This window comes from Vibrio sp. RC2502 (assembly GCF_054850435.1).
The window spans coordinates 279,176-303,143 of sequence record NZ_CM141453.1; the positions used below are offsets into that span (position 1 = coordinate 279,176).

At 46.2% G+C, this 23,968-nt stretch carries 21 protein-coding genes; 10 read left to right on the top strand and 11 right to left on the bottom strand.

Annotation, left to right across the window (positions count from 1 at the left end):
- Positions 1 to 28: 28 nt before the first annotated feature.
- Positions 29 to 628 carry a LysM-like peptidoglycan-binding domain-containing protein gene (locus ACYJZR_RS01380; RefSeq protein ID WP_020904298.1) on the top strand — a complete coding sequence of 200 codons (600 nt, stop codon included), beginning with the start codon at positions 29 to 31 and terminating at the stop codon, positions 626 to 628.
- 66 nt (positions 629 to 694) lie between these two features.
- On the opposite strand, the gene ACYJZR_RS01385 is transcribed toward ACYJZR_RS01380, so the two are convergent.
- Positions 695 to 1,156, bottom strand: a complete 462-nt coding sequence (locus ACYJZR_RS01385; protein WP_005489532.1) for a GNAT family N-acetyltransferase — start codon at positions 1,154 to 1,156, stop codon at positions 695 to 697.
- Positions 1,157 to 1,302: 146 nt separating this feature from the next.
- Between ACYJZR_RS01385 and dbpA the strand changes: the two genes are divergently transcribed.
- Entirely contained in the window at positions 1,303 to 2,682 is a 1,380-nt protein-coding gene (dbpA, locus tag ACYJZR_RS01390; RefSeq protein ID WP_005454697.1) for an ATP-dependent RNA helicase DbpA, read from the top strand.
- Between the two features lie 58 nt (positions 2,683 to 2,740).
- Here the strand turns inward: dbpA and ACYJZR_RS01395 are convergent, their stop codons facing one another.
- Together ACYJZR_RS01395 and cpdB are read right to left on the bottom strand one after the other, a co-directional pair.
- Positions 2,741 to 3,313 (bottom strand): Crp/Fnr family transcriptional regulator, encoded by a 573-nt coding sequence (locus ACYJZR_RS01395; RefSeq protein ID WP_025521914.1) that lies wholly within the window; start codon positions 3,311 to 3,313, stop codon positions 2,741 to 2,743.
- Positions 3,314 to 3,421: 108 nt separating this feature from the next.
- Complete coding sequence (cpdB, locus tag ACYJZR_RS01400) at positions 3,422 to 5,383, bottom strand: 2',3'-cyclic-nucleotide 2'-phosphodiesterase (protein WP_406966277.1); 1,962 nt, start codon at positions 5,381 to 5,383, stop codon at positions 3,422 to 3,424.
- 266 nt (positions 5,384 to 5,649) lie between these two features.
- Here cpdB and cobA point away from each other — a divergent pair, with 266 nt between their 5' ends.
- The 5 genes from cobA to cysC all read left to right on the top strand — a co-directional run bounded on the left by cobA (position 5,650) and on the right by cysC (position 11,540).
- Positions 5,650 to 6,525, top strand: coding sequence for a uroporphyrinogen-III C-methyltransferase (gene cobA / locus ACYJZR_RS01405; protein WP_021447805.1), 876 nt, complete (start codon positions 5,650 to 5,652; stop codon positions 6,523 to 6,525).
- A gap of 59 nt (positions 6,526 to 6,584) precedes the next feature.
- Complete coding sequence (cysD, locus tag ACYJZR_RS01410) at positions 6,585 to 7,493, top strand: sulfate adenylyltransferase subunit CysD (RefSeq protein ID WP_005454659.1); 909 nt, start codon at positions 6,585 to 6,587, stop codon at positions 7,491 to 7,493.
- 18 nt (positions 7,494 to 7,511) lie between these two features.
- Positions 7,512 to 8,942, top strand: a complete 1,431-nt coding sequence (cysN, locus tag ACYJZR_RS01415; RefSeq protein ID WP_005454657.1) for a sulfate adenylyltransferase subunit CysN — start codon at positions 7,512 to 7,514, stop codon at positions 8,940 to 8,942.
- 231 nt (positions 8,943 to 9,173) lie between these two features.
- Complete coding sequence (locus ACYJZR_RS01420; RefSeq protein WP_025535700.1) at positions 9,174 to 10,898, top strand: SLC13 family permease; 1,725 nt, start codon at positions 9,174 to 9,176, stop codon at positions 10,896 to 10,898.
- Positions 10,899 to 10,922: 24 nt separating this feature from the next.
- Positions 10,923 to 11,540 carry an adenylyl-sulfate kinase gene (cysC, locus tag ACYJZR_RS01425; protein ID WP_005454655.1) on the top strand — a complete coding sequence of 206 codons (618 nt, stop codon included), beginning with the start codon at positions 10,923 to 10,925 and terminating at the stop codon, positions 11,538 to 11,540.
- A gap of 90 nt (positions 11,541 to 11,630) precedes the next feature.
- Here cysC and ACYJZR_RS01430 read toward each other — a convergent pair whose 3' ends face one another.
- From ACYJZR_RS01430 to ACYJZR_RS01460, 7 genes are all read right to left on the bottom strand, one after another.
- Positions 11,631 to 12,536 (bottom strand): TIGR03899 family protein, encoded by a 906-nt coding sequence (locus ACYJZR_RS01430; RefSeq protein ID WP_005454670.1) that lies wholly within the window; start codon positions 12,534 to 12,536, stop codon positions 11,631 to 11,633.
- A gap of 317 nt (positions 12,537 to 12,853) precedes the next feature.
- Positions 12,854 to 13,348 carry a DUF3299 domain-containing protein gene (locus ACYJZR_RS01435; RefSeq protein WP_005479671.1) on the bottom strand — a complete coding sequence of 165 codons (495 nt, stop codon included), beginning with the start codon at positions 13,346 to 13,348 and terminating at the stop codon, positions 12,854 to 12,856.
- Positions 13,349 to 13,350: 2 nt separating this feature from the next.
- Complete coding sequence (locus tag ACYJZR_RS01440; RefSeq protein WP_005454685.1) at positions 13,351 to 14,610, bottom strand: ABC transporter permease; 1,260 nt, start codon at positions 14,608 to 14,610, stop codon at positions 13,351 to 13,353.
- Positions 14,607 to 15,335, bottom strand: coding sequence for an ABC transporter ATP-binding protein (locus ACYJZR_RS01445; RefSeq protein WP_025517589.1), 729 nt, complete (start codon positions 15,333 to 15,335; stop codon positions 14,607 to 14,609). The genes ACYJZR_RS01440 and ACYJZR_RS01445 overlap by 4 nt, the downstream gene beginning before the upstream one ends.
- A 64-nt stretch (positions 15,336 to 15,399) precedes the next feature.
- A complete protein-coding gene (zrgA, locus tag ACYJZR_RS01450) occupies positions 15,400 to 16,029 on the bottom strand; it encodes a zinc uptake protein ZrgA (protein WP_025524937.1) in 630 nt (209 codons plus the stop codon).
- Positions 16,030 to 16,157: 128 nt separating this feature from the next.
- Complete coding sequence (locus tag ACYJZR_RS01455; protein WP_079879303.1) at positions 16,158 to 16,457, bottom strand: DUF2607 domain-containing protein; 300 nt, start codon at positions 16,455 to 16,457, stop codon at positions 16,158 to 16,160.
- A gap of 159 nt (positions 16,458 to 16,616) precedes the next feature.
- Positions 16,617 to 17,168 carry a YtfJ family protein gene (locus tag ACYJZR_RS01460; RefSeq protein ID WP_069541489.1) on the bottom strand — a complete coding sequence of 184 codons (552 nt, stop codon included), beginning with the start codon at positions 17,166 to 17,168 and terminating at the stop codon, positions 16,617 to 16,619.
- Between the two features lie 212 nt (positions 17,169 to 17,380).
- Here ACYJZR_RS01460 and ACYJZR_RS01465 point away from each other — a divergent pair, with 212 nt between their 5' ends.
- A complete protein-coding gene (locus ACYJZR_RS01465) occupies positions 17,381 to 17,581 on the top strand; it encodes a DUF1107 domain-containing protein (protein ID WP_005454667.1) in 201 nt (66 codons plus the stop codon).
- Positions 17,582 to 17,664: 83 nt separating this feature from the next.
- On the opposite strand, the gene msrA is transcribed toward ACYJZR_RS01465, so the two are convergent.
- A complete protein-coding gene (msrA, locus tag ACYJZR_RS01470) occupies positions 17,665 to 18,303 on the bottom strand; it encodes a peptide-methionine (S)-S-oxide reductase MsrA (protein ID WP_005479646.1) in 639 nt (212 codons plus the stop codon).
- Positions 18,304 to 18,470: 167 nt separating this feature from the next.
- Here msrA and tamA point away from each other — a divergent pair, with 167 nt between their 5' ends.
- Together tamA and tamB are read left to right on the top strand one after the other, a co-directional pair.
- Positions 18,471 to 20,183, top strand: coding sequence for an autotransporter assembly complex protein TamA (gene tamA / locus ACYJZR_RS01475; protein ID WP_005489530.1), 1,713 nt, complete (start codon positions 18,471 to 18,473; stop codon positions 20,181 to 20,183).
- Complete coding sequence (gene tamB / locus ACYJZR_RS01480) at positions 20,180 to 23,947, top strand: autotransporter assembly complex protein TamB (RefSeq protein WP_406966278.1); 3,768 nt, start codon at positions 20,180 to 20,182, stop codon at positions 23,945 to 23,947. The genes tamA and tamB overlap by 4 nt, the downstream gene beginning before the upstream one ends.
- Positions 23,948 to 23,968: the final 21 nt, after the last annotated feature.

The window sequence follows — 23,968 nt, forward strand, 5'->3', positions numbered from 1 at the left end:
TAGTAGAAGTATTAAGGGACACATCAACATGAATCGTCGCAGAAAGAAAAAGCAGCAAGTCGACTACGTCGAGTTGGTCAAACAAAAGTTCGCTGCTATCAACTGGAAGCAGCCGTTCAACAAAAGTAAGTGGTTGGAACGTGTAGAACCAATCAAGGCATTTTGGCAGCGCTTACCTAAATTCCATCAACGAGCTTTGATGGTGTTAATGCCATTATTACTTCTACTTCTGATTGTACCGTTACCGAAAAAGACGGAAGCGTTAGTCGAACAGCAGGGTGAAGTAGATAGCCAGCGTGTTGCGATCCAGTTAAATGCGCAAAGCCTGAGTCAGCAACGTACGTCGCAAAACTCGGGGCCTAAGTCAGAAGACTGGAAAGAGTACCATGTGAAGAATGGTGATACGTTAGCTCAAGTTTTTCGCAACAATCAGCTTTCTATGGCAGACCTTAGCGCCTTAGTAAAAATAGAAGGAAGCGACAAACCGCTGAGCCATATCAAGCAGGGGCAACTCATCCGTTTTAAACTCTCAGAAAACGGCCAGTTAGATATGTTGCAACTGGAAAAGAGCGATCATTCGGTTATGTTCTTCCGTCTATCGGATGGTAGCTTCGGCAGAAACAAATAGTTTCCGTTGTAGATTTAAAAAAGACGCAATCATCTCGCGTCTTTTTTATTGCAGTTTTGTAGAGGTTTATTGAGTCGATTGCTTCCTGCGCATGTCTACGTGTGGAATTCCATCTTCTAAGTAACTGTCAGAAATAACCTCAAATCCATGGTGAGCATAAAAATCGATAAGATGTTCTTGTGCACCAATGTCTATGGTTTTTTCGGGCCATAACGTAGAGCATGCTTGGATGGCTCGTGTGATTAGCTGATGGCCTAAGCCACCACCTCGGGCTGTTTGTTTGGTTACGACTCGGCCAATACTGACGTTATCGTAAGTGGTTCCAGCTGGCAGAAGCCGAGCGCAGGCAACTAATTCATCATTGTGGTAGCCGAGTAGGTGATGAACGCCGTCAATAATATCCTTACCATCTAGCTCCGGGTACGGGCAAGTTTGCTCGACGACGAACACATCGACGCGTAAGCGCAGCATCTCATACAGTTGTAAGGTAGTTAGTTGAGCAAAAGGCAAAGTGATCCAAGTGGTCATGTCCGTCGTCCATAATGATAGTAGAGTGCCTGAATGTACTCGCTTTTGTTTCAATACTCATTAACAATGGTTAATTTTCACTGGTCTTCCCAGAAAATCTGGCGATAATGTGCCCTCTTTTTCATCCCACCTGAGGATATTTCCCTGTGAGCAAACAAACTTTTGACCAAGTAGGCCTGAACCCAGCGCTACTAGAAACGCTGGATTCATTGAACTACACCCATATGACGCCAATTCAAGCGTTAAGCTTACCGGCGATTTTGAATCAGCGTGACGTAATTGGTCAGGGTAAAACGGGCTCGGGTAAAACAGCGGCGTTTGGTCTTGGCGTGCTATCAAATCTAAACGTAAAACGATTTCGCGTGCAGGCTTTGGTGCTGTGTCCGACTCGCGAACTGGCGGATCAAGTTGCTAAAGAAATTCGAACGCTAGGGCGTGGTATCCATAACATTAAAGTACTTACGTTGTGCGGCGGTATGCCGATGGGACCGCAAATTGGTTCGTTAGAGCATGGTGCACATATCCTTGTTGGTACTCCGGGGCGTATTCTGGATCACCTTGAGAAAGGCCGTATTAACTTGGAAGAGTTGAATACATTGGTGCTGGATGAAGCCGATCGTATGCTAGAAATGGGCTTCCAAGATGCTTTAGATGCAATTATTAATGCGGCGCCTAAACAGCGTCAGACATTGCTTTTTAGCGCAACATTCCCAGAGAAGATCGAGAAAATCGCTCAGCGTATTATGAAATCGCCAGAGATGATCAAGGTTGAATCGACTCACGATACTTCCAGCATTGCTCAATACTTCTACAAAGTAGAAGGAACTGAAGCGCGTGATGAGGCGCTAGCGAATCTTCTTTTGACTTACCAACCAGAGTCGGCGGTGGTGTTCTGTAATACGAAGAAAGAGGTTCAAAATGTTGCGGATGAATTACACCATCGTGGCTTTAGCGTGATCGATATTCACGGTGATCTTGAACAGCGTGAACGTGATCAAGCACTGGTGCAATTTGCGAACAAGAGCGTTTCTATTCTTGTGGCAACGGACGTGGCGGCACGAGGTTTGGATGTGGACAATCTTGATGCTGTGTTCAACTTTGAGCTGTCTCGTGACCCAGAGGTACACGTGCACCGTATTGGCCGTACTGGCCGAGCAGGCAGTAAAGGTTTGGCGTTCAGCTTTTTTGGCGAAAAAGACGGTCTACGTGTCGCTCGTATCGAAGAGTACTTAGAGATGGATGTGGTACCCGCGACCTTGCCAGCGAAATCAAATCAGCAGCCATACCAAGCGAAGATGGTGACCATCAACATTGATGGCGGCAAGAAGCAAAAAGTTCGTCCTGGCGATATTCTTGGTTGTTTGACTGGCAAAAATGGCATCCCAGGTGCGCAAGTGGGCAAGATTCATTTGTTCCCTGTACGTTCTTACGTTGCTGTAGAAAAGTCTGCCGCGAAGAAAGCATTGCAAATTATCAGTACGGGTAAGATGAAAGGGCGTCAGTTCCGAGCGCGTCTTCTTAAATAAGTCATTAGATTGAACAAAGGCTCTTCGTTGGAAGAGCCTTTTTTGTTTGGTGCGTCTCTTATTTGTTGTCTTTTGCTAAACGCGCTTTAATACGGCTTAAGCTGATAGCGGTAATGCCGAGGTAAGCCGCAATTTGGCTATCGGTAATGCGTTGTTCTAAATCTGGGTAGTGGTGGCAAAATAACTGATAACGTTCCTCAGGCGAATACAACAGCATAAAACGTTCTTTATTCTCTTTGTTTATCAACTGCGTTTCGAGCAATTTTAGGTAAATTGAGTGCTTTTCGGCGCGCCATTGATGCAATGCCTCGATAGGCAAACAGAATAAATGACATGCGGTCAGCGTTTCCAATAAGTACGGTGAAGGTTGAGCTTTTATCACGCTTTCAAAGCCGATCACCCAGTCCTTTTCCCAATAAAACTCTTTGCTGAATTCTTTGCCTTTCTCTGTGAGATAGCTTGCGTGACATAACCCTTCCAGAATGAAGTAGATGTGAGAACTAAATTCACCTTGATGGCTAAGAATGTGCCTAGTGGGTAATTCTAACTCTTGTCCATAGACCATGAGTTGTGAGGCTTCATCTTCTGAAAAGCCATGTTGAGTGAGATCGAAAAATACGTCGTTTTGCATGAAGGTTATCTGCAGTGAAAGGGTTAGCGCATTTGAACTATCTTAACTGCTTTGCGCAGTAACAAAAAGCGGCTCACTGAGGAGCCGCTAGTTTGAACATGGAGTCGCTTATTTGTTTAAATCGATCTGATAAATCGCAAAGCCCACTTCGTCAGTTGCGACGCGTTTCATCGGGTATTGGCCTTTGTCTTGGATAAACTTCGAAGCTTTTTCGCTCGGTGAGGTTTCAAAGCGAATATCCAGTTTTTTGTCTGACTTAATTGGTGCGAACGACCAGTTATTGTCAGCGCTTGGCGTGACTTCGCCTTTTTCCTCACTGACGCGAGAAATGTACGCAGCAACCACAGAACGGTTTTCGTCTGGAGAGTCAAATGCAATGAAGTTCGGACCAGTGCCAGGGAAAGTATTGCTGTACGCGCGGTAATTGTTAGTCGCGATGATGAAATCTTGTTTCGGATCAACTGGTTTGCCATTGAAAGTCAGATTCACGATACGCTGGGAGTCCGGGTTAATGACGTTACAATTCGCGTCGTACTTCGGTAGTTGAGTGATGTCGATTTGGTATTCCACACCATCAATCACGTCAAAGTTGTACGTACGGAAGTTATCCCAATCAATTAACGATTGTGGCTGAGTCGTATTGACATCAATGCGCTTGAATTGGCCTGCGCTGCACTCTAGCCATTCATGTACTTCTTTGCCTTTCACCTTCATTGCGACGAGCGTATTTGGGTATAGGTACAAGTCGGCGGCGTTGCGGAAAGTCAGTTGGCCAGATTCTACCTCAGTGAAGCCGTTCGGATCATCTTTACGTCCGCCCACTTTAAACGGCGCTGCCGCGCTCAAAACTGGAATGTCAGCAAGGTCTGGATCGCCTTGAATGAAACGTTCAACGTAGTCTTTTTGTGCAAGGTTAACGATTTGGATTGTTGGGTCATCTTGCACCAAAGCCAAGAAGCTGTACATCACGTCATTCGCTTTACCAATTGGTTGGTTAACGAATTCGCGAGTGCCTTTGTGATCGTCTTCGAGTGCTCTAATGATGCCTTGGTCTGCTTCTGCAAGCGATTTCTTAGTCGCTTTGTCGAAAATTGGTCTTGCTTCAGATTGTCCTTCCACTACTTGCCATTGGCCGTCTTTTTGCTCGATGACCAGATCCATGACTCCCACGTGGCTACCCCAACGGCCAGGCATGACGGCAGTGACACCGTTGATGGTACCTTTGTTGTTGTCTACGCCTTGTAGATTCTCAAATCCTTTGCCTGGGAAGACCGCGTGAGAGTGACCAAACGCAATGGCATCAATGCCTTTCACTTGCGTTAAATAGTACACCGAGTTCTCCGCACCTAGTTTATATGGATCGGTTGAAACCCCTGAATGCGGAATCGCGACAATAATGTCCGCACCTTCCTTCTTCATCTGCGGAATCAGCTTTTCTGCAGTTTCTTTGATGTCTTTGGCAACCACGTTGCCTTCAAGATTTTTCTTATCCCAAACCATGATTTGCGGTGGAACAAACCCGATGTAACCCACTTTTACTTGATGAACTTCGCCATCGGTATCTTTAAAACTGTGTGTTTTGATCAGGTAAGGTTGGAAGTAATGCTCGCCAGTTTTCTTATCAAACACATTGGCGTTGATGTAGGGGAAGTTCGCGCCGGCCAGCGTATTTTGTAGGAAGTCCAAACCATAGTTGAATTCATGGTTACCAATATTCCCCACATCATAGTGCAATTGGTTCATGGCTTTGTACACAGGATGAACTTCTCCAGCCTGTATGCCTTTTGCTGCCATGTAGTCACCCATCGGGCTACCTTGAATTAAGTCGCCGTTGTCGACCAACACGCTGTTTTCCACTTCGGATTTTGCCTGCTTAACTAATGTGGCTGCGCGGCTTAAACCAATTTGTTGTGATGGTTGGTCTTTGTAGTAATCGTAATCCATCACGTTGGTGTGGATGTCAGTGGTTTCAATAATGCGAAGCTTGATCGTGTCTGCCATTGCTGGCCCTGCAAGCGTCAACATGCCACTCAAAACTGCGACGGAAATAGGATTAACGGCCATTTTCATGAGGTGCTCCAATTTAATGGGATAGGAAGTTGAGTGTAACGAATTTTAATGCAACTTAATGATTAAGGTGCAGAAAACTGTGAATCAACGACATTTTACTGAACCCTTTTCATATTAAACGCCGACTTTTTCACGATTTTGAATGAGACCAAACAAAAACTTCTTAGCAGATTTTTGAATAAAAAATGAAATTTTAGAATTTCAGGTAATAAAAACACCCCGCCATAATGCCTGCATCACAATATCAATGGATGATGAGCAAGCACATGGCAACGAACGATTCAGTCACTCCTTTACCTGTACAAAAGCCGAGGTTGGTTTCTGACAACCAAGTGTCTGGCGTCACTCGTTTTGTAAAGCAGTCACTCAAACCAGGCGAAGTGGCATTGGTTGGTGCTGGCCCTGGCGACCCTGAACTTCTCACCATTAAAGCACTGAACTGTTTACAACAGGCGGATGTGGTCTTGTACGACTATTTGGTGTCTGAAGAGATCATGGCGCTGATCCCAAGCGATACGATTTTAGTTTGTGTTGGCAAGCGTGCAGGGCACCACAGTGTACCGCAAGAAAAGACAAATCAACTTTTGGTTGATTTTGCTAAGCAAGGCTACCGAGTAGTACGAGTAAAAGGCGGTGATCCTTTCGTATTTGGTCGCGGTGGAGAAGAGCTAGAAGTTTTGGCTGATGCTGGCATTCGTTTTCAAGTGGTGCCTGGTATTACTGCCGCAGCAGGAGCAACAGCATATGCTGGCATTCCGTTGACGCACCGTGATTATGCTCAATCGGCCATTTTTGTTACTGGTCACTTGAAAGAAGAAAGTGATGAGATGGATTGGTCAACACTGGCTCGTGGTAATCAGACTTTAGTGATCTACATGGGACTCATGAAATCACACTATATTCAGAATCAGCTCATTCAGCACGGAAGAGCGGCTTCAACTCCGATTGCTATTATCGAGCGCGGTACGCAAATTCAGCAAAAAGTTTTTACGGGAGAACTTTCCCAACTATCTGATTTATCGAAGGAAGCTCAGGCGCCATCTTTGATTGTCGTAGGAGAGGTAGTGCGATTGTCTCAAAAGTTAGATTGGTTTTTGTCTAGTACTGATTTCAACAAAAGTGCTATTGCCAACTCCATATAATTTCAGTCCAAAGATTAGAGACGTAACGCGCCTTCAAGCTTAAAAAGGAAATACAAAACATGGACCAACAACGTTTAACTCACCTTAAACAACTCGAAGCGGAGAGTATTCATATCATCCGCGAAGTTGCTGCTGAGTTTGATAACCCAGTCATGATGTATTCGATTGGTAAAGATTCATCAGTGATGCTGCATTTGGCGCGTAAGGCGTTTTACCCAGGTAAGATCCCATTTCCGCTGCTGCATGTGGATACCGATTGGAAATTTCGCGAAATGATCGAATTCCGTGATCGTACTGCGGAAAAATACGGTTTTGAGCTTTTGGTTCATAAGAACCCAGAAGGCATCGCAATGGGATGTAGCCCGTTTGTTCATGGCTCGTCAAAGCATACGGACATCATGAAAACGCAAGGTCTTAAGCAAGCGCTAAACAAATATGGCTTCGATGCTGCTTTTGGTGGCGCTCGTCGTGATGAAGAAAAATCACGCGCAAAAGAGCGAGTGTATTCGTTCCGTGACAAGAACCATACCTGGGATCCGAAAAACCAACGTCCAGAACTTTGGAAAACCTACAACGGTCAAGTGAATAAAGGCGAGAGCATTCGAGTGTTCCCACTTTCTAACTGGACCGAGCTTGATATCTGGCAATATATCTATCTAGAGAACATCGAAATTGTCCCGCTTTATCTTGCTGATAAGCGTCCGGTTGTCGAACGCGATGGCATGCTGATCATGGTGGATGATGACCGTATGGAGCTTCAACCGGGTGAAGTAATTGAAGAGAAAAGCGTGCGTTTCCGTACGTTGGGCTGTTATCCGCTGACAGGTGCGATTGAATCTGAAGCGAATACGCTGACGGGCATCATTGAAGAGATGTTGGTGGCGACCTCAAGTGAGCGTCAAGGCCGCGCGATCGACCACGATCAGTCAGGATCGATGGAACTCAAGAAACGTCAAGGTTACTTCTAAAAGATCTAAGGAAAGAGAATGAACAGTGCAGTTGAAGCTCAATTAGCCGAGCTTGGTATCGAAGGCTATTTAAAACAACATCAGTACAAGTCTCTGCTTAGATTTCTGACTTGTGGTTCTGTGGATGATGGGAAAAGCACCCTGATTGGTCGCTTACTCCATGACTCAAAACAAATTTATGAAGACCAACTAGCAGCGGTTCACTCAGATAGCCAACGCGTTGGTACGACGGGTGAAAAGCCCGATTTGGCGTTGCTTGTCGATGGTCTGCAGGCTGAGCGTGAACAAGGCATCACAATCGATGTTGCTTACCGTTACTTCTCGACGCAAAAGCGTAAGTTCATTATTGCTGATACCCCAGGACATGAGCAGTACACGCGCAACATGGCGACAGGCGCATCGACGTGTGATTTAGCGGTGATTTTAGTGGATGCCCGTAAAGGTATTTTGGATCAAACGCGTCGTCACTCTTTCATTTCAAACCTATTGGGCTTGAAACATTTTGTTGTCGCAATCAACAAGATGGATTTGGTGGATTACTCACAAGCGCGCTTCGAAGAAATTCGTGATGAGTACCTGAAGTTTTCTGAAAATCTAACTGGCGATATTGATATTCAAATTATCCCGATTTCAGCGCTGGAAGGCGACAACGTAGTGGATAAAGGACAGAACCTGAACTGGTTTGAAGGTCCATCGTTGCTTGAGTTGCTAGAAACGGTGGATGTGGACTACGAAAAAGGTGCGGGTGAATTCCGTTTCCCTGTTCAGTACGTGAATCGTCCTAACCTTGATTTCCGTGGCTTTGCGGGCACGGTGTCGTCTGGCTCTGTGAAAGTCGGTGATGCCATCAAAGCATTGCCGTCCGGTAAAACGTCGACTGTCGCTCGCATTGTGACCTTCGATGGCGACATTGAAGAAGCGCAAGCTGGTCTAGCCGTTACGCTGACTCTGAATGATGAAATTGACATCAGCCGTGGTGATTTGATCGTGCTTGAGAACGCGCAAGTGCAAACCACCAACCATTTGCTTGCCGATGTGGTGTGGATGACTGAGCAGCCGTTGCAACCTGGTCGTGATTACGACATCAAGATTGCAGGTAAGAAGACCGTTGGTCACGTAGAGTCGATTCGTCACCAGTACGACATCAATAACTTGTCGACACATGGTGCTGCGGAACTGCCTCTAAATGGCATTGGTTTGTGTGAGTGGTCGCTCAATGAATCAGTAGCGTTGGACAATTACCAAGACTGCGCAGATACCGGTGGTTTCATCATCATCGATCGCCTAACTAATGTGACCGTTGGTGCTGGTATGGTGAAAGAAAGCTTAACAGAGCTTGAACGCGGTTTAGCTGATGTATCTGCCTTTGAACTTGAGTTGAACGCCCTTGTTCGCAAACACTTCCCGCATTGGGAAGCTAAAGACCTAAGCCAGTTACTCAAGAAGTAATGGCAGTAAACCTAGGGACGTTATTAGTGTCTAGGTTCACAGCCTAACCGAGTGCGAAATGCGGTTAGGCTGCCTCTAACACCGGAATGTTCAGTGAAGCCCAAGAAAACTGAGCATTCTGGCACTCTTTTTCGCTTTGCTTTGCTCTGGTTACTTGTTTTATCGCTCTACACACTGTCGTTGTGTTGCGGTTTGTTTCGCTCGTTTCGGGCTGTTTGGTAAGGAAAGGCTATGTGGGAACAAGGATTTGTATTAGCGATTTTGCTTGGCATTATCACTTGTTTGCTTGTGACTAAGATTAAGCCGAGCTACGTTTTTGCTGGTGCAGCCTTTATTGCTTTCATGGCGGGAATGATGGATTCCACGACCATTGCTGCGAACTTTACCAACTCATCATTGTTAACTTTGGTCCTGCTGATTCTCGCTTCTTGTGCATTAGAAAAAACGTTACTGATCAGTTGGGTGAGCCGTAGTATTTCAGAAGGTCATTTAGGCAGTGTGATCGCCAAGCTTGGGTTATCGACCGCCTTACTGTCTTCCTTTACCAACAATACGGCCGTTGTTGTGTCTTTGATTGGTGCGATTAAACGCAATCAACAGCACGCGCCTTCTAAGCTACTGATTCCACTTTCTTACGCGGCGATATTTGGCGGCACATTAACGCTTATTGGTACTTCGACCAACCTTATTATTAATAGCTTTGTGGAAGATGCAGGGCTACCGAGTCTGAGCTTTTTTACTCCGACGATGATTGGCTTGGCTGTCTTAGCGGGTGGTCTTTTAATTCTTATTCCGCTGAGCTATTTGCTGCCAAGTTACGATGACCAAAGCCAAGAAGACTTACCGTATTTCCTTGAATCTCGTGTTGAACCAGGTTCCCCTTTGGTTGGCCGTACCATCAGTGAAAACAATCTGCGTGCGCTGCGTAAGTTGTTTCTTGCAGAGGTGGTTCGTGATGGCGTGACGGTATCGTCAGTAGGCCCCGACTTCGTGCTGAAAGCGAAAGATCGTCTGTTGTTTTGTGGCGATGTCGAAAGTGTGGCGACCTTGCAAGAAATTCCGGGGCTGACGCTATTTGGGCAACAGCATTTGAATGGCCAAAACTTTATTGAAGTGGTGGTCAGTTCCTCTGCAACCTTCTGCCATAAGACCTTGAAAGAAAGCCGCTTCCGCGATCGTTTTGATGCGGTTGTTGTCGCCATTCGTCGTGGGCATGAGCGTTTGGAAGGTGGATTGGGCAGTATTACCTTAGCTCCGGGCGATACTTTAGTGTTGGTGCCGGGCAAGCGTTTCGAGTCTGAGCGTCGAGCGCACCGTAAAGAATTTGTGTTAGTGCACGACTTAGATTCCAGCGCACGTTTGGACTCCAATAAATCGACGATTGTGTTGATTGGTTTTGCTGCGGTTATCGCCTGTGCACTACTTGAACTTGTGCCAATCATTAAAGGGCTCGCGGTATACATCATTGCACTTATTGCGTTTGGCATAGTGCAAATCTCTGAGCTTCGCCGCCGTTTTCCCATTGATATTGTGGTGATTGTGGGCTCTGCGCTCTCTATTGCGCAGCTGATGATTTCATCGGGCTTGTCCGTCAGGATGGGCGAAATGTTTATCGAAGCCTTTAACGGCTGGGGCGTATTTGGTGCGCTGGTGGCCACATACATCATGACCTTGGTGCTGACTGAATTGGTGACCAACAATGCCGCTGCCGCGTTAGCATTTCCGATTGGCTATAGCATGGCTGTCGGGTACGGAGTGGATCCGATGCCATTTATTATGGCGGTATTGTTTGGCGCAAGCGCGAGCTTTATTTCTCCCTACGGGTATCAAACTAACTTGTTGGTTTACAGCGTAGGTAATTACAAATTGACCGACTATGTGCGAATTGGTGTGCCGATTTCGATTGTGTATTCCGTATTGGTACTGACATTGATTCCGGTCTTCTTTCCGTTTTAATTCCGATAAATACAAGGATTCGTTATGACCGCTGAAACACCGGTAAAAGATGAAAACATTGTCTGGCATCAGCACACGGTTGATAAACAGTTTCGTGCTGAGCTGAAAAAACAGAAACCAGCAGTGCTTTGGTTTACTGGTTTATCTGGTGCAGGTAAGTCAACCGTCGCGGGCGCGCTGGAGAATCGTTTAGCTGAGTTGGGCTACCACACTTATTTGTTGGACGGTGACAATGTTCGTCATGGCCTGTGTAGTGATCTAGGCTTTTCTGAACAAGATCGCCGTGAAAATATTCGTCGTATTGGCGAGTTGGCGAAACTGATGGCAGATGCGGGTTTGATTGTGTTGTCCGCGTTCATTTCTCCTCACCGTGCTGAGCGTCAACTCGTTCGCGATTTACTGCCCGAAGGTGAGTTCATTGAAGTGTTTGTGAATGCATCTCTCGAAGTGTGCGAAGGCCGAGATCCAAAAGGTTTATACAAAAAAGCGCGAGCAGGTGAGATCCCAAATTTCACGGGTATTGATTCAGAATATCAAGCGCCAATCAATCCAGAAATTGATTTGCCAGCAGGCGAGAAGAGCGTCGAAGAGTTGGTTGAGTTGTGTTTGAATGAGCTTAAACAGCGTCGTGTGATCAGCTAACTCAGCTTTTGGATCATGGGTGGAAAAAAGCCTCGTGTAATGCTTGAGGAGCTTTTAGATCATAGGTGACCTAAAGCTCCTAGAGCGAAACTAAACGGTATAGTTCACGCTGCTGCTTGCTTCGGTGCTTACGCTAAACTTTTGATTTAACAAGGCGAGCATTTGATCGTAGTACTGGGAATTTGGCTTGTTGCCAAGCAGTTTGCACAGTTCGTTACCCGTCGGCGTGAAACGGTAGTACAGCAGACGGATGCCCTTCGTATTCACTTGCAGAGACAAATTCTTGCCTTGATATGCCAGTATCAATGGCGTTTCAATGCCGATCTCTCCTGATTCCAGTTCTGTGCTATGCAGTAACCCCAATTCAATCAATACTAATAGACTTGAGTACGGCAATTGAAAGCTGCCCATATTCAGATTGCTGGTGGTATCTCGTTTACCAAAGTTGAATATTCCGCCATGTGCCTTATAGCCTATCAATAACTTTTTACTGTTATCGCCGCCAAAACTGCACGCCAAAGAGGCTGCTCTTTGTAGTGTTTGCGCTTCTTTTGGGGACATATCCTTAAGGACTTTCAGCGCTTTCATCGACGTGGAACCTGGGTTGGTCACTTCACGCTTCATTACTTGCGCCCACAACTTCTGCATTGAACTGTTGTGGATGTCTTGGGCCATATCAAAAAATCGATACAACCAATCTTGATCGGGTTCACCTGCGGTTTCATCGCGGCAAGCGCTGTGCGCGAGTTTTAGGATTTGCTCAAGGTTTTTTTGTCTTTGCTCTTGGCGTCGTTGGTCTCGCAGTTGTGCTCTTTCTAATGCGGATTTGGCAGGAGGGTCAGTTTGCAACAGAGCGTCGAGGCCATGAGATTGAGCGATGTTTTTAATTCTGCTCGCACTGTCTTTGATGTAACCCGTTTTCTTGTCGTGGTGACCGTTTTTCTGCGTATTAGGCTGGTGTTCAATCACTACAGGTTGTTTCGTTGGTTCTGCCATGTATTTTCCTACCAAGAGCTTGCGTTTGACGCTTGCCTCAATTTACACCTTAATCCGCGAGGCGACCAGAGAGAGCGTCTCAGATTTTGAAGGAATAGGTCTATCCAAAATGATAATGAGTTGTTAAAATTGTTATCGTTATTTTGGAGGGGCGATGAAGTTCTCGGAAGCAAGTAAACTGAAAAAGCACCTGTCGATAGCGTTTCTTTTGATTCTTTATGTGGGCGTGTTAGCGTACTTATCGCGCTACATTGTTTAACATTTAAAGATGACAAAGGCGCCGATGCGACGCCTTTGGTGTACCTCGAAATCGACGACTACATATCGTCGTAGGCTTCGATTTTTGAACCTTCAATCACATACGCCGTTTCTGCCAGTTCATGGTTAATGGTTTCGGTTTTTAACGTTCCCACCACGTAAATGACATCCCAAAGTTCCTGTACTGGTGCGCCTTTCGGAAATTTCACGTAAATGATTTGGTTTGGTGGTGGTGGTGGCACGTGGATACAGGCCCCAAAATACGGCACCAACAAAAATTCCGTCACCGTGTTGGCATCTCCCTCAAGAGGAATCACGAAGCCAGGGATTTTGACCTGACTGCCATTGAGTTCTGGTCTGACGTTACCGATTTTTGATTGCTGCGCCGCGCCACCACTGTGATCAGACGCGGGCATCCCCACGCTGTCGAACAGCTTACGTTCCGCTTCAGGAACCAGATCGATCCAGTCGAGCGTTAATGGCTCATCACTCGCCATGACCGGCGTCGTAAATGCAATCGCGAGTAAGCAACTGGCTAAAACTTTTTTCCACATCGTTAGATCCTTATGGTCATTCCGTCACTGAGTGACTGTCTGTAGGCGCGGAATGCTGGAATAAAACCAATCACAATACCGGCGCATTGTACAAAGCTAAGCAGCATCCATTCGTACGCAGAAAGCGTGCTTAACGTGAGATTTATACCGTAGTGTTGTTGAATTAGGGGCTGAAGTAGGGCGAGTATCGCATACAGCCCCAAAACGCCGGTGACGATACCTGCTGCTGTGAGTAAACTCGCTTCACTAATGAGCAGAGAAAAAACGTGGCGCGGGCGCGCTCCCATAGCGCGTAAAATGGCCATTTCTCGACGTCGTTCTTGTAAGCTGGTCAGTAGGCTGCTTAACATGCCGAGTAAACCCGCGATAACCACAAAACCAGAAACCGCCATCAAGGCCTGTTCTGCGACAGACATCATGCCCCACAATTCGTGTAGCGCGACACCGGGCATAATTGCACTGAGAGGCTCTTTCGGGTAGTTGTTGATCTGTCTTTGCAACGCAAAAGTTTGAATGCGCGATTTCAAGCCCACAAGCATGGCAGTGATCTGTTTTGGTTGAAAGTCCCTTTCTTGTAATACCTTCGCATCCGGTGTTGGACCCAAGCGTGCACCACTTTCCCAACCGACATGAATGGCTTCGATCGCCTCTAACGAGACGTGAACCGTCTTATCTACTGGTGTGCCAGTTGGAGCTAAAATACCAACAACTTTGAATGGCAGTTTATCGTGACGGCTGAAGCCAACATCACTGATACCATGGGCAATGATGATTTCACTGCCTATCTGGTAACCCAATTGTTTGGCGACGTCCGATCCGAGTACGGTTTCAAATAATCCATTGAACTCTTTCCCTTTTGAGAAAGTAAGTGGTTGCTTACTTCCGTACTTATAATGCTCAAAGTAACTATGATTGGTTCCCATCACTCGAAAGCCTTTGTGAGAGTCTCCGAGCGAAATGGGAATTGCCCAATCAACCGCGCGATGCTGGCTGAATTCTTGGTAGCTTTTCCAATCGATATTATTGGTGGCATTACCGATACGAAAGACTGAATACAACAGTAAGTTCACTTGGCCAGAGCGTCCGCCGACAATTAGGTCGGTTCCGGAAATGGTGTTCGCAAAGCTGTCTTTTGCTTGAGTGCGGATACGTTCTACGCCAAGCAGCAAGATTACCGATATTGCTACCGTCATGATCGTCAACACCGCTGTCGCTTTGCGGTTCATCAAGCTTTTCCAAGCGAGTTTGATTACAGCACTCACGCTAGCACCTCCATGTTACTGCTTTGGTTTATTTCTGGCAGATTAATGGTGCGATCGAACAAGCTTTCCAGAGTTGGATCATGGCTGACAAAGATTAATGTCGCGTTGGCTTGATTAGCCTGTTCCATCAGCAGTTCGATGAACGCCATGCGATTATCATGATCGAGTGCAGATGTCGGCTCGTCAGCAATGACTAACGCAGGATGCCCTATTAGCGCACGAGCTGCCGCCACTCGCTGTTGTTGTCCAATACTCAGCTCTGACACTGGGCGAGAGTGTAAATTTGTCGGTAAATGAAGCCGCTCCAACAAGGTTGTCGCTTGTGCTAAAAGCTCGGCTTTGGAGGCGTTTGGTGTCACGCGATCTCGTCTCACTTTACTGAATTGGCAAGGAAGTAATACGTTGTCGATGACATTCAAATACGGCAGCAAGTTGAATTGCTGGAAGATATAACCAATGTGGTCGGCGCGGAATCTATCTCTGCGGCTTGAACTCAGCGTCGCTAAGTTCGTATTGAGTACTGATAACGAGCCTGAACTTAACGTATTGATTCCGGTGAGCAAAGCTAAAAGTGTGGATTTTCCACAGCCACTTGGCCCTTTGATAAAGACATGCTCACCTGTTGCTATCTGCAAATCAGGAATATTGATCACCGCGGTCTCTGAACCGGGCCAGACAAACTGAGCCTGTTTGAGCTCAACCACGTTTGATGCTGAATCAGTCATAGTAAATCACCAAAGCGAATTAAAAAAACACAGCGTGTAAGTGGGTACTTACACGCTATTTGGGTTATTTGATTGCGATTTGAGTGTTGCTTTTGGTTAAGCTAGTGGCTGATTGAGTCGTATCAGTGAATAGGTTTACATTTACCGATTCAGTACTTGGGAATTGGTTAAACCAATCAGTTTGAATACGGCTAAGTTCGCCGACTTGGGCACAATGAAAGCGATATTGCACGGTAAATTCACCGTGGTCGCTGTGCTCTGAATGGGCGTGACCTTCATGACCGTCGTGCTCATGTTTGTCGTGATCGTGATGGGCGTGTTCATCATGGTCATGGCCTTCATGATCATGGTGCTCATGTTCTTCATGTTGCCCCCCAAGCGAGTGTTCAACATGAACTTCTTCAATTTCGCATTGTGCTTGTGGGTTAATCGCAAACAGTGCGTTGCTATCTTCTAGCGTTGCGACCGCGTGTTGCAGAGTTTTCTCTTGCTCTGCATTTTCTGGTGCGTGTTCAAAGCCGACCACATCTGCACCAGGAGCTGTGATTTCGAGCAGCAAGTCACTGCCGTCTTGAGCAATATTAAATTCAACATGACCATGAACGTGTGCACTGTGTTGGCGGTATTCTTCTGCTGTTGCGACTGTCGATAGAGACAAACCGATAACGATCGCTAAAACCTGTTTAGATGGCATTTTACTTTCCTAATTTTGCTGATAAATCCGAGATCTGGTTGATTTCAGATTAGTACTCATTTGACGTTCTGTTATTGAAACGCGTCTATACACGTTGGAAATAACGTAATTGGGTTGTGTTTGAGTGTTTACGCAAAATAAGGCGGTGCACGCGCAGCGCTGAATACTTCTTCTACATGATGCGAGCGCTCTGAGACATCATCATAATGGGCCCGTGTGTATGACGGCACAGGGATTGCCAGTTGTGCTTTAGCGAGACCATGTTGCGCGCCAGCGAAGAGTTGGCAGTGATGATGAGTATGATGTTCTGGTGTGAGGTCGACTTGATGAAAGATCGAAGCAAAATTCCAGATGATAAGCAAAGCAACACTGAAAAGTACAACAGTGCGATGCCAAGATCTGAAAATGGTTTGCCAAGAAAAGTACATCTGAACGCCTGAAATCCTAACGGGTGTTATAATATAACACTCATTATTGGCAAAAGTTCACTCTTTTGTCTGGTGAGGAAAATTTAACACAGCATATTAGTGGGATACCGTGTGATTGAGGCTCCTGATTGGTGCCGAGTCAGGAGCCGTCATCTCGAACTAAATACTTTGCTTGATAAGGCCAATCACTTGTGTAATTTCGTCTTGCGTCAATGCGCCTTCTTTCACAAACAGAACTTTGCCTTGTTTGTCTTGTACGATGATCGCAGAGCTTTCTTCTTTTAGCCCCCAAGTGTTCGCCACCAAGCCATTTTCATCCAATACCATTGATGACCAAGGAAACTCTTTTTTACTGTCTTGTGCAGAAGATTTCACAAATGAGCCAGTGCCCCAAATCGCATCATCTTGGTTGATGATGGTGGTGGTCTGGTAGCTATCTTCTGGGAATTTAGCGGCGGTAATTGCAGTCATCAGCGGTGCGTTCATCTCTTTTGAACTGCTGCGACCAGCAATCGCTTGAATTACGCGGACTTTACCTAACATATGCTGTGTTGCCCAAGGCTGGTAAGCCACACCTTCACCTTGTATAACAATTTCACCGTATGCGCCGACTTGTGCAGGTGGAACGGTTTCACCAACCGACAAGTTATGTGCGAAAGCCAAACTTGGAGAAAGAGCAAGCAGTAGAGGTAGGAGAGTCTTAGTTTTCATATTGTTATATTCCGTTTGGGTTTGGGAGTTAAGCCAGTATATATCCAGTCCCGGCAAATTTGTAGAATTGTTGATAACATTTATTTAACGTATGCAGTGGTGTAATGTTGCGTTGTAGTTAGAATTTGCTACACTGAACTCCGTCGCAAAATGCGCATTAAGGTTGCAGAGAATAAGCAATCGGGGTTTTCTCAAAGGAATTGAGGTGAATTATGCTACGTGAGTTTGCTGTATATCGACCACTACAAGTGGCTCGTTTCGTAAAGACGTTGTTTAAAGGGCAATTCTTCATTGTCGGAGTGGGAAGTTTCTGCTTTGATAATGGCAAAGTGCTGCTTCCTGATGTGAAAGATCAAAAGCGACTGGCTGTCTTTAAAGAAGTAAACCAAGCAATTTCATCATTATCCGCCTAAACCATTCATGGCGTGTTAACCCAAAAAACGAAAGATTAAAAAGAGCGACCTTGGTCGCTCTTTCTCGTTTCAGTGCAGTTTGATTAGCCTTGCAAGCTTGGTGGGAAGCAAACACCTGTGCCGCCTATGCCACAATAGCCATCCGGATTCTTTGCAAGATACTGTTGATGGTAGGTTTCTGCAAAATAGTAAGGCCCTGCTGGGACGATCTCAGTGGTGATCGTTGAGCGAAGCTCAGCTTCTAATGCTTGTTGATACTGAAGCTTTGATTTGTCAGCAATTTCTTGCTGATCTTGAGAGTACGTGTAAATCGCAGAGCGATATTGTGTGCCGAGATCGTTACCTTGGCGCATGCCTTGAGTCGGGTCGTGTTTTTCCCAAAATACCGCAAGGAGTTGTGCTAGTGAGATAACACGCTCATCAAACACGACTCTCACAACCTCAGTATGACCGGTTTTACCCGTACACACTTCTTCGTAGGTTGGATTTGGTGTAAACCCACCCGCATAGCCCACAGATGTCGAAACCACGCCATCCAATTGCCAAAAGAGACGCTCGGCGCCCCAAAAGCACCCCATGCCTAACAAAATCTGTTGCTGATGATGGGCTAATGGTGCCGTTAGACTCGATTGATTTACAAAATGACAATCTTCAATCTGCATTGGTTGTTCTCTACCAGGCAGGGCATCTTCTATACTGATTAATGTCTGTTTGTTGAGCATGGTATTTGTCCTTTAATACGTGTCTTAAATTTGCGAACTTTTTCATTTCGTCTGTATCTGATGTTGTTATGACATAGACCGCGGTAAACCTATTAATATTACAGACTTAGCCTTTAATTGGCGTTATCATTATTTACGTTTATTTAACCTCATTCAGCTAAAAAAGCATGATAAAAAAAGCTCTCCCCATCATTGTTGGCTTGTTGGTTGTTTCTCAGAGCGCGTATGCCGATGTTTCTTTAAAGCTTAAAGGCATCGATGGCGCACTGGAAGATAACGTGAAAGCGTACCTGTCTTCGATTCCAGAGAAGGATTACTCCACTTCGCTGCGCTTTCAGGCGCGATTGGATCAAAGTATCACTGAAGCGCTGAATGCGCTTGGCTATTATCATGCAAAAATTTCATACTCTATTTCCGAAGGGAATGACGAGCTGATCGTTAACATCCACAAAGGTTTACCAGTTAAGATCAAAGTAATGGATGTCGTGATCAGCGGTGAAGCGAAAGAGGATGAAGAATTCGCGAATCTCATCGCCAAATCGCCTTTAAAAGTTGGGCGGATTTTAAATCAGGGTGAGTATGACAGCCTTAAATCAGGGATTCGTAACCTGGCTTTGCAACGTGGTTACTTCAATGGTGACTTTAAGCTCAACAAGCTGGAAGTGATCCCTGAATTGAATGAAGCCAATGTACGTTTGCACTACGACAGCGGTATTCGCTATCACTTTGGTCCGGTAGAAATTACGGGAAGCCAGATCTGGGAAAACCGTGTTGAGTCGATGCGACCTTTTGAAATTGGCGAACCTTATCTTGTCTCTGATGTGGGTGAATACAACCAAAACCTGTCTAACACCGATTGGTTTTCCTCCGTGTTTGTTGAGCCTGACTTAAGCAAGCTTGAAGATGGGCGCGAGTTGCCGATTAAAGTCTCGTTAGCGCCTGCTGCGAAAAACCAAATTGAAACTGGTATTGGTTACTCCACCGATACGGGTGTGCGCGGTACTTTAAAATGGAAAAAACCATGGGTAAGTGCACGCGGTCATAGCTTTAATACGGCGCTTTCTCTCTCCAAACCAGAACAAACCATCACCGCCGGCTACAAAATTCCATTAGACGACGTCTTACGTGAATACTATCAATTGCAATTTGGTCTGAAGCATTTGGACAACCGTGATACTGAGAGTTTGGAATCAAACCTTGCGGTAGAAAGACACTGGTTAACCGACGGTGGTTGGCACAAAACCGTGTACGTTCGTCACTTGTACGAAAACTTCTCGCAAGGTTTGCAAGATGATGGCGTGCAGTTTGTGCTTCCTGGCGCAACCTTTTCGCGTACTCGTGTCCGTGGTGGCAGTATGCCAATGTGGGGCGATAAGCAAAGCGTAACGGTTGAATATGGCGATCCGGCGCTACTGTCTGAAACGCGCGTATTGCGTCTGCTTGGGCGATCTTCGTGGATTCGTGGCATCGGCGAAAACCATCGTGGTTTGTTCCGTCTCGAAGGGGGGGCTAACATCACGGAGGAATTTGAAAAGCTTTCGCCATCGTTGCGTTTCTTTGCTGGTGGTGACAACAACATCCGTGGTTATGGCTATGAATCCATCTCACCTGTCGATGAAAGTGGCGCATTAACGGGTGCGAAATACATCTTAAGCAGCACCTTGGAGTATCAATATCGTGTTTACGGCAACTGGTGGGCCGCAACGTTCTACGATATTGGTGATGCGTTTAATGACACACCTGAATGGAAATCTGGTGCCGGGGTTGGTATTCGATGGGCTTCACCTGTGGGACCGGTAAGCTTCGACTTTGCGTGGGGGCTGGATGAAAAGCCAAACAACGAATTCCGCATCCACTTCTCTTTGGGGCCTGAGCTATGATCAAAAAGATGTTTAAGTGGACCAAGTGGTTATCACTAAGTTTGATTGGTCTGCTGTTGTTAATCACTATTTTTGTCGCAACGGTACTGTTTACCCATCCAGGGTTGAAGTTGGCGATTTGGGGCGCAGAGAAAGCCTTACCTCAGCTCAAAGTCGAGAACATTCAAGGTTCGCTATTCCCTCGTTTTGCACTGCAAAATGTCAGCTTTGTTGATGAGTCTTTACATATTGATGCGAAAGTCGAGCGCCTTGCGTTGGCGATTAACTTCCGCTGTTTCTTTGACCCAAAAGTGTGTGTTGATGAACTGGCGCTGCAAGGTGTTAACTTCCAAATGCCAGAATTGCCACCTGCCAGTGAAGAGCCTGAAGAAGAAACACCACCGCTGCGTTCTATCAGCACGCCAGTGCCAATTTTTGTCAATAAAGTCAGCTTTAATGACATCAACGTCAATGTGTTAGGCAATCAGATTGATTGGCAAACGTTCTCGACCGCTTTGTCGATGCAGGGCGATCGTTTGGTGATCGCACCAACCGCGTTGAAAGACATCAATGTTGTACTCGCACCAAGTGAAGCTGAACCTGAAGCGGCTGCCGAGGAGCCGAAAGAAACTGACGCTACGCCGCAAGATATTGTGTTACCAGAAGTATGGATTCCACTGACGGTGGAAGCGCGTCGTCTGGATATTCATAATTTTAAACTGGCAGGTGAAACGCCAGTGATCGTCAATCATCTTGGTTTGGTTGCAAGAGCGGGTGGTGAGCGTGTTGATGTCAAAACGTTAGAGCTCGACATGCCAGAAGTGGAAGGCAAGTTAAGCACACAAGTGACCCTTTCTGCTGATTACCCAATCAAAGCGCAATTGGACGCGTTAGTGAAGCAAGCGGATGCGAAGGGACAAAAACTGTCGCTTTCGGCCTCTGGTTCGGTTGGGGATTTATCGTTAAATGCTACGCTTTCTGAGCTTGTACAAGCGGAGATCAAAGGTGACATCCAACCGCTTAAAACGCAGTTGCCGTTTGATGTTTCGATCAAAAATGTTCAAGCGCAATGGCCGCTATTTGGGCAAAGTGATTATCAGGTTTCTGTACCAAGTTTGGCGGCAAAAGGTTCACTTGATGGTTACGAAGTCGCATTAGAAACCAAAGCGTCAGGCAAAGACATTCCCGCCGTTGATGTTGCGCTGAACGGCAAAGGTACGCTGGAGCAAATCGATCTCGAAAGCCTTGTAGTGAAAACTTTGGGGGGCGAACTTTCCGGTAAAGTTATGGCGAATTGGGCGGCTCCAATCAACTGGCAAGCCGACCTGAACCTGAAGAACATTCAACCAGGATTGCAGTGGAAAGAAGCAGAAGGGGATATCAGTGGTAGTCTCTCGACTTCGGGATCGTTAACGGAACAAGGTGGTTGGCAAGTCAGTTTGCCTAAGTTAGACATCGACGGCATTTTGCGAGGTTATCCATTGAATGTCGAAGGGCAACTTGAAGCGTCTGATAAGAATGGCAAAGGTGAAGACATCCAACTAACCACTCAAGGTTTAGCGCTTTCTCATGGCCCGAACCAACTGAGTGCGAAGGGCAAGATCGACAAACAAATCTTGATGGATGTTGAGGTTAACTTCCCTGACTTTGCGAAAAGTGTTCCGGATCTTGCGGGTAAGATGCAAGGTAAAGTAGCGCTACGCGGTAGTTTGAAAGAGCCTGATATCAATCTTGATCTCGCTTTAAATCAGATCAACTGGCAGCAACAGGCGAATGTAGAAACGATCACCTTAAAGGGCGATGTGACGCCTCTGCCAGCACCAAAAGCGAACTTAAGTCTTATTGCGAATAACATTACCTACGACGACATTAAAGTTGATAGCGCGGATCTTGAAGTCTCTGGAGATGAAAAACTGCATCAACTGACGCTTGATGTGGTGTCTGATCTGGTTTCGACCAGTTTGGAAATCGAAGGGACGTTTAAGCAGAAGCCAGAAATGATTTGGGATGGGGCGCTGCGCCGCTTGACGCTGAGCTCGCAACAAGGTCCTTGGTCACTGCAAAAATCGACTGCAGTGAAGGTCAATATCGACAAACAGATCGCGAATGTTCAAGCTCATTGTTGGTTGCAAGCGAAGTCGAGTGTGTGTCTAACCGAAGATATTAGTGTCGGTAAGAGTGGCCAAGCGAAGTTAGCGATCAATGATTTTAATTTCGACCAAATCAAACAATTCCTGCCGCCAGAAACCAAGCTGCAAGGCTCAGTTAATGCACAGGCTTTTGCTAAATGGGCTCCAGAGAAAAAGCCTGAAGTTACCTTGAGTGTCAACATGCCAAAAGGCCAAGTTGAACAAGCACTAGAGCAGCCAATTAAAGTGGGCTGGGACAGCTTCAGCTTTAAAGCGGCATTAGCGAAAGACAAGCTTGATGCTGAGTGGTTATTTGATGTGAAAGATAACGGTGACTTGTCAGGTAAGGTTTCTTTACTGAATGTCTCATCTGAGAAGCCAACTATTGACGGTAAGGTTGCGCTTTCTACGTTCCACTTGGACTTCTTGGCTCCGTTGATCGGGGAATACAGCTTGTTCAAGGCGAATATGAATACTGATTTGGCCTTGTCTGGTGATGTAATGCATCCAAAAGTGAATGGTCAGTTCCTTATCGATCAAATGAAACTGCAAGGCGAAGTGACGCCAATCGACATCAACTCCGGACAAGTCGTGATCAACTTTAAAGGTCACCAAGCGGATTTGGATGCTGGGATCATTACGCCTGACGGTAAGCTAGAAATCACCGGTGATGCTGACTGGCGTGACCTGCAAGACTGGCGAACTCGTGCCCGCGTGTTTGCAAAAGAGCTGAAAGTTGATATGCCGCCGATGGTCAAAATCAAAGTTGAGCCGGACATGACCATTGATGTCACACCGCAGTTGGCGAAGGTGGAAGGTAATATCAATCTGCCATGGGGACGTATCGTCATTGAGGAACTGCCACCAAGTGCGGTTGGGGTGTCGAGTGATACCGTGATTTTAAACAAGGATTTACAGCCAGTTGATGAAGTGACGGCTATGCCATTCAACGTCGAAACGGACATCAACATTAAGATTGGTGACGACTTCCAACTTGCGGCGTTTGGCTTGAAGGGCGGCTTGAAAGGTAGCCTTAACGTGACACAAAAAGACAAAGGACCATTCATCGTTGGTGAGGTAAACATCGTTGACGGTTCTTACCGTTCATTTGGTCAAGATTTGGTGATCGAAGAAGGTAAGATCTTAATGAACGGTCCAGCGGATCAACCGTACGTATCGATCAAAGCGATTCGTAACCCTGACAATACTCAAGACGATGTGATCGCAGGTGTGCGTGTGACTGGCCCTGCTTCCGATCCGAGTGTGGAAATTTTCTCGGAGCCTGCGATGCCACAAGCCAACGCGTTGTCTTACCTGCTTCGTGGTCAAGATATTGATGGTGAGTCGGGTGGTAACGCGATGACGACCACATTAATTGGTCTGAGTTTGGCGAAAAGCGGTCGTGTTGTTGGAGAAATCGGTGAAGCCTTTGGCGTACAAGATTTACAGCTTGATACGGCAGGCTCGGGTGATGACTCTCAAGTGACGGTGAGTGGTTACATTTTGCCAGGTCTACAGGTTAAGTATGGTGTCGGTATCTTCAACTCGCTGGGTGAGTTCACGGTGCGTTACCGATTGATGCAAGACCTGTATTTAGAGGCGGTATCTGGTGTAGATAGCGCAGTTGACCTACTCTATCAATTTGAATTTGATTAGGGCGCACGTCCTAACCACACA

Bases quoted from the DNA above. Each gene is read 5' to 3' on its own strand.
- ACYJZR_RS01380 (WP_020904298.1), top strand. From the start codon at position 29: ATGAATCGTCGCAGAAAGAAAAAGCAGCAAGTCGACTACGTCGAGTTG.
- ACYJZR_RS01385 (WP_005489532.1), bottom strand. From the start codon at position 1,156: ATGACCACTTGGATCACTTTGCCTTTTGCTCAACTAACTACCTTACAA.
- ACYJZR_RS01395 (WP_025521914.1), bottom strand. From the start codon at position 3,313: ATGCAAAACGACGTATTTTTCGATCTCACTCAACATGGCTTTTCAGAA.
- cpdB (WP_406966277.1), bottom strand. From the start codon at position 5,383: ATGAAAATGGCCGTTAATCCTATTTCCGTCGCAGTTTTGAGTGGCATG.
- cobA (WP_021447805.1), top strand. From the start codon at position 5,650: ATGGCAACGAACGATTCAGTCACTCCTTTACCTGTACAAAAGCCGAGG.
- cysD (WP_005454659.1), top strand. From the start codon at position 6,585: ATGGACCAACAACGTTTAACTCACCTTAAACAACTCGAAGCGGAGAGT.
- cysN (WP_005454657.1), top strand. From the start codon at position 7,512: ATGAACAGTGCAGTTGAAGCTCAATTAGCCGAGCTTGGTATCGAAGGC.
- ACYJZR_RS01420 (WP_025535700.1), top strand. From the start codon at position 9,174: ATGTGGGAACAAGGATTTGTATTAGCGATTTTGCTTGGCATTATCACT.
- cysC (WP_005454655.1), top strand. From the start codon at position 10,923: ATGACCGCTGAAACACCGGTAAAAGATGAAAACATTGTCTGGCATCAG.
- ACYJZR_RS01430 (WP_005454670.1), bottom strand. From the start codon at position 12,536: ATGGCAGAACCAACGAAACAACCTGTAGTGATTGAACACCAGCCTAAT.
- ACYJZR_RS01435 (WP_005479671.1), bottom strand. From the start codon at position 13,348: ATGTGGAAAAAAGTTTTAGCCAGTTGCTTACTCGCGATTGCATTTACG.
- ACYJZR_RS01445 (WP_025517589.1), bottom strand. From the start codon at position 15,335: ATGACTGATTCAGCATCAAACGTGGTTGAGCTCAAACAGGCTCAGTTT.
- zrgA (WP_025524937.1), bottom strand. From the start codon at position 16,029: ATGCCATCTAAACAGGTTTTAGCGATCGTTATCGGTTTGTCTCTATCG.
- ACYJZR_RS01455 (WP_079879303.1), bottom strand. From the start codon at position 16,457: ATGTACTTTTCTTGGCAAACCATTTTCAGATCTTGGCATCGCACTGTT.
- ACYJZR_RS01460 (WP_069541489.1), bottom strand. From the start codon at position 17,168: ATGAAAACTAAGACTCTCCTACCTCTACTGCTTGCTCTTTCTCCAAGT.
- ACYJZR_RS01465 (WP_005454667.1), top strand. From the start codon at position 17,381: ATGCTACGTGAGTTTGCTGTATATCGACCACTACAAGTGGCTCGTTTC.
- msrA (WP_005479646.1), bottom strand. From the start codon at position 18,303: ATGCTCAACAAACAGACATTAATCAGTATAGAAGATGCCCTGCCTGGT.
- tamA (WP_005489530.1), top strand. From the start codon at position 18,471: ATGATAAAAAAAGCTCTCCCCATCATTGTTGGCTTGTTGGTTGTTTCT.
- tamB (WP_406966278.1), top strand. From the start codon at position 20,180: ATGATCAAAAAGATGTTTAAGTGGACCAAGTGGTTATCACTAAGTTTG.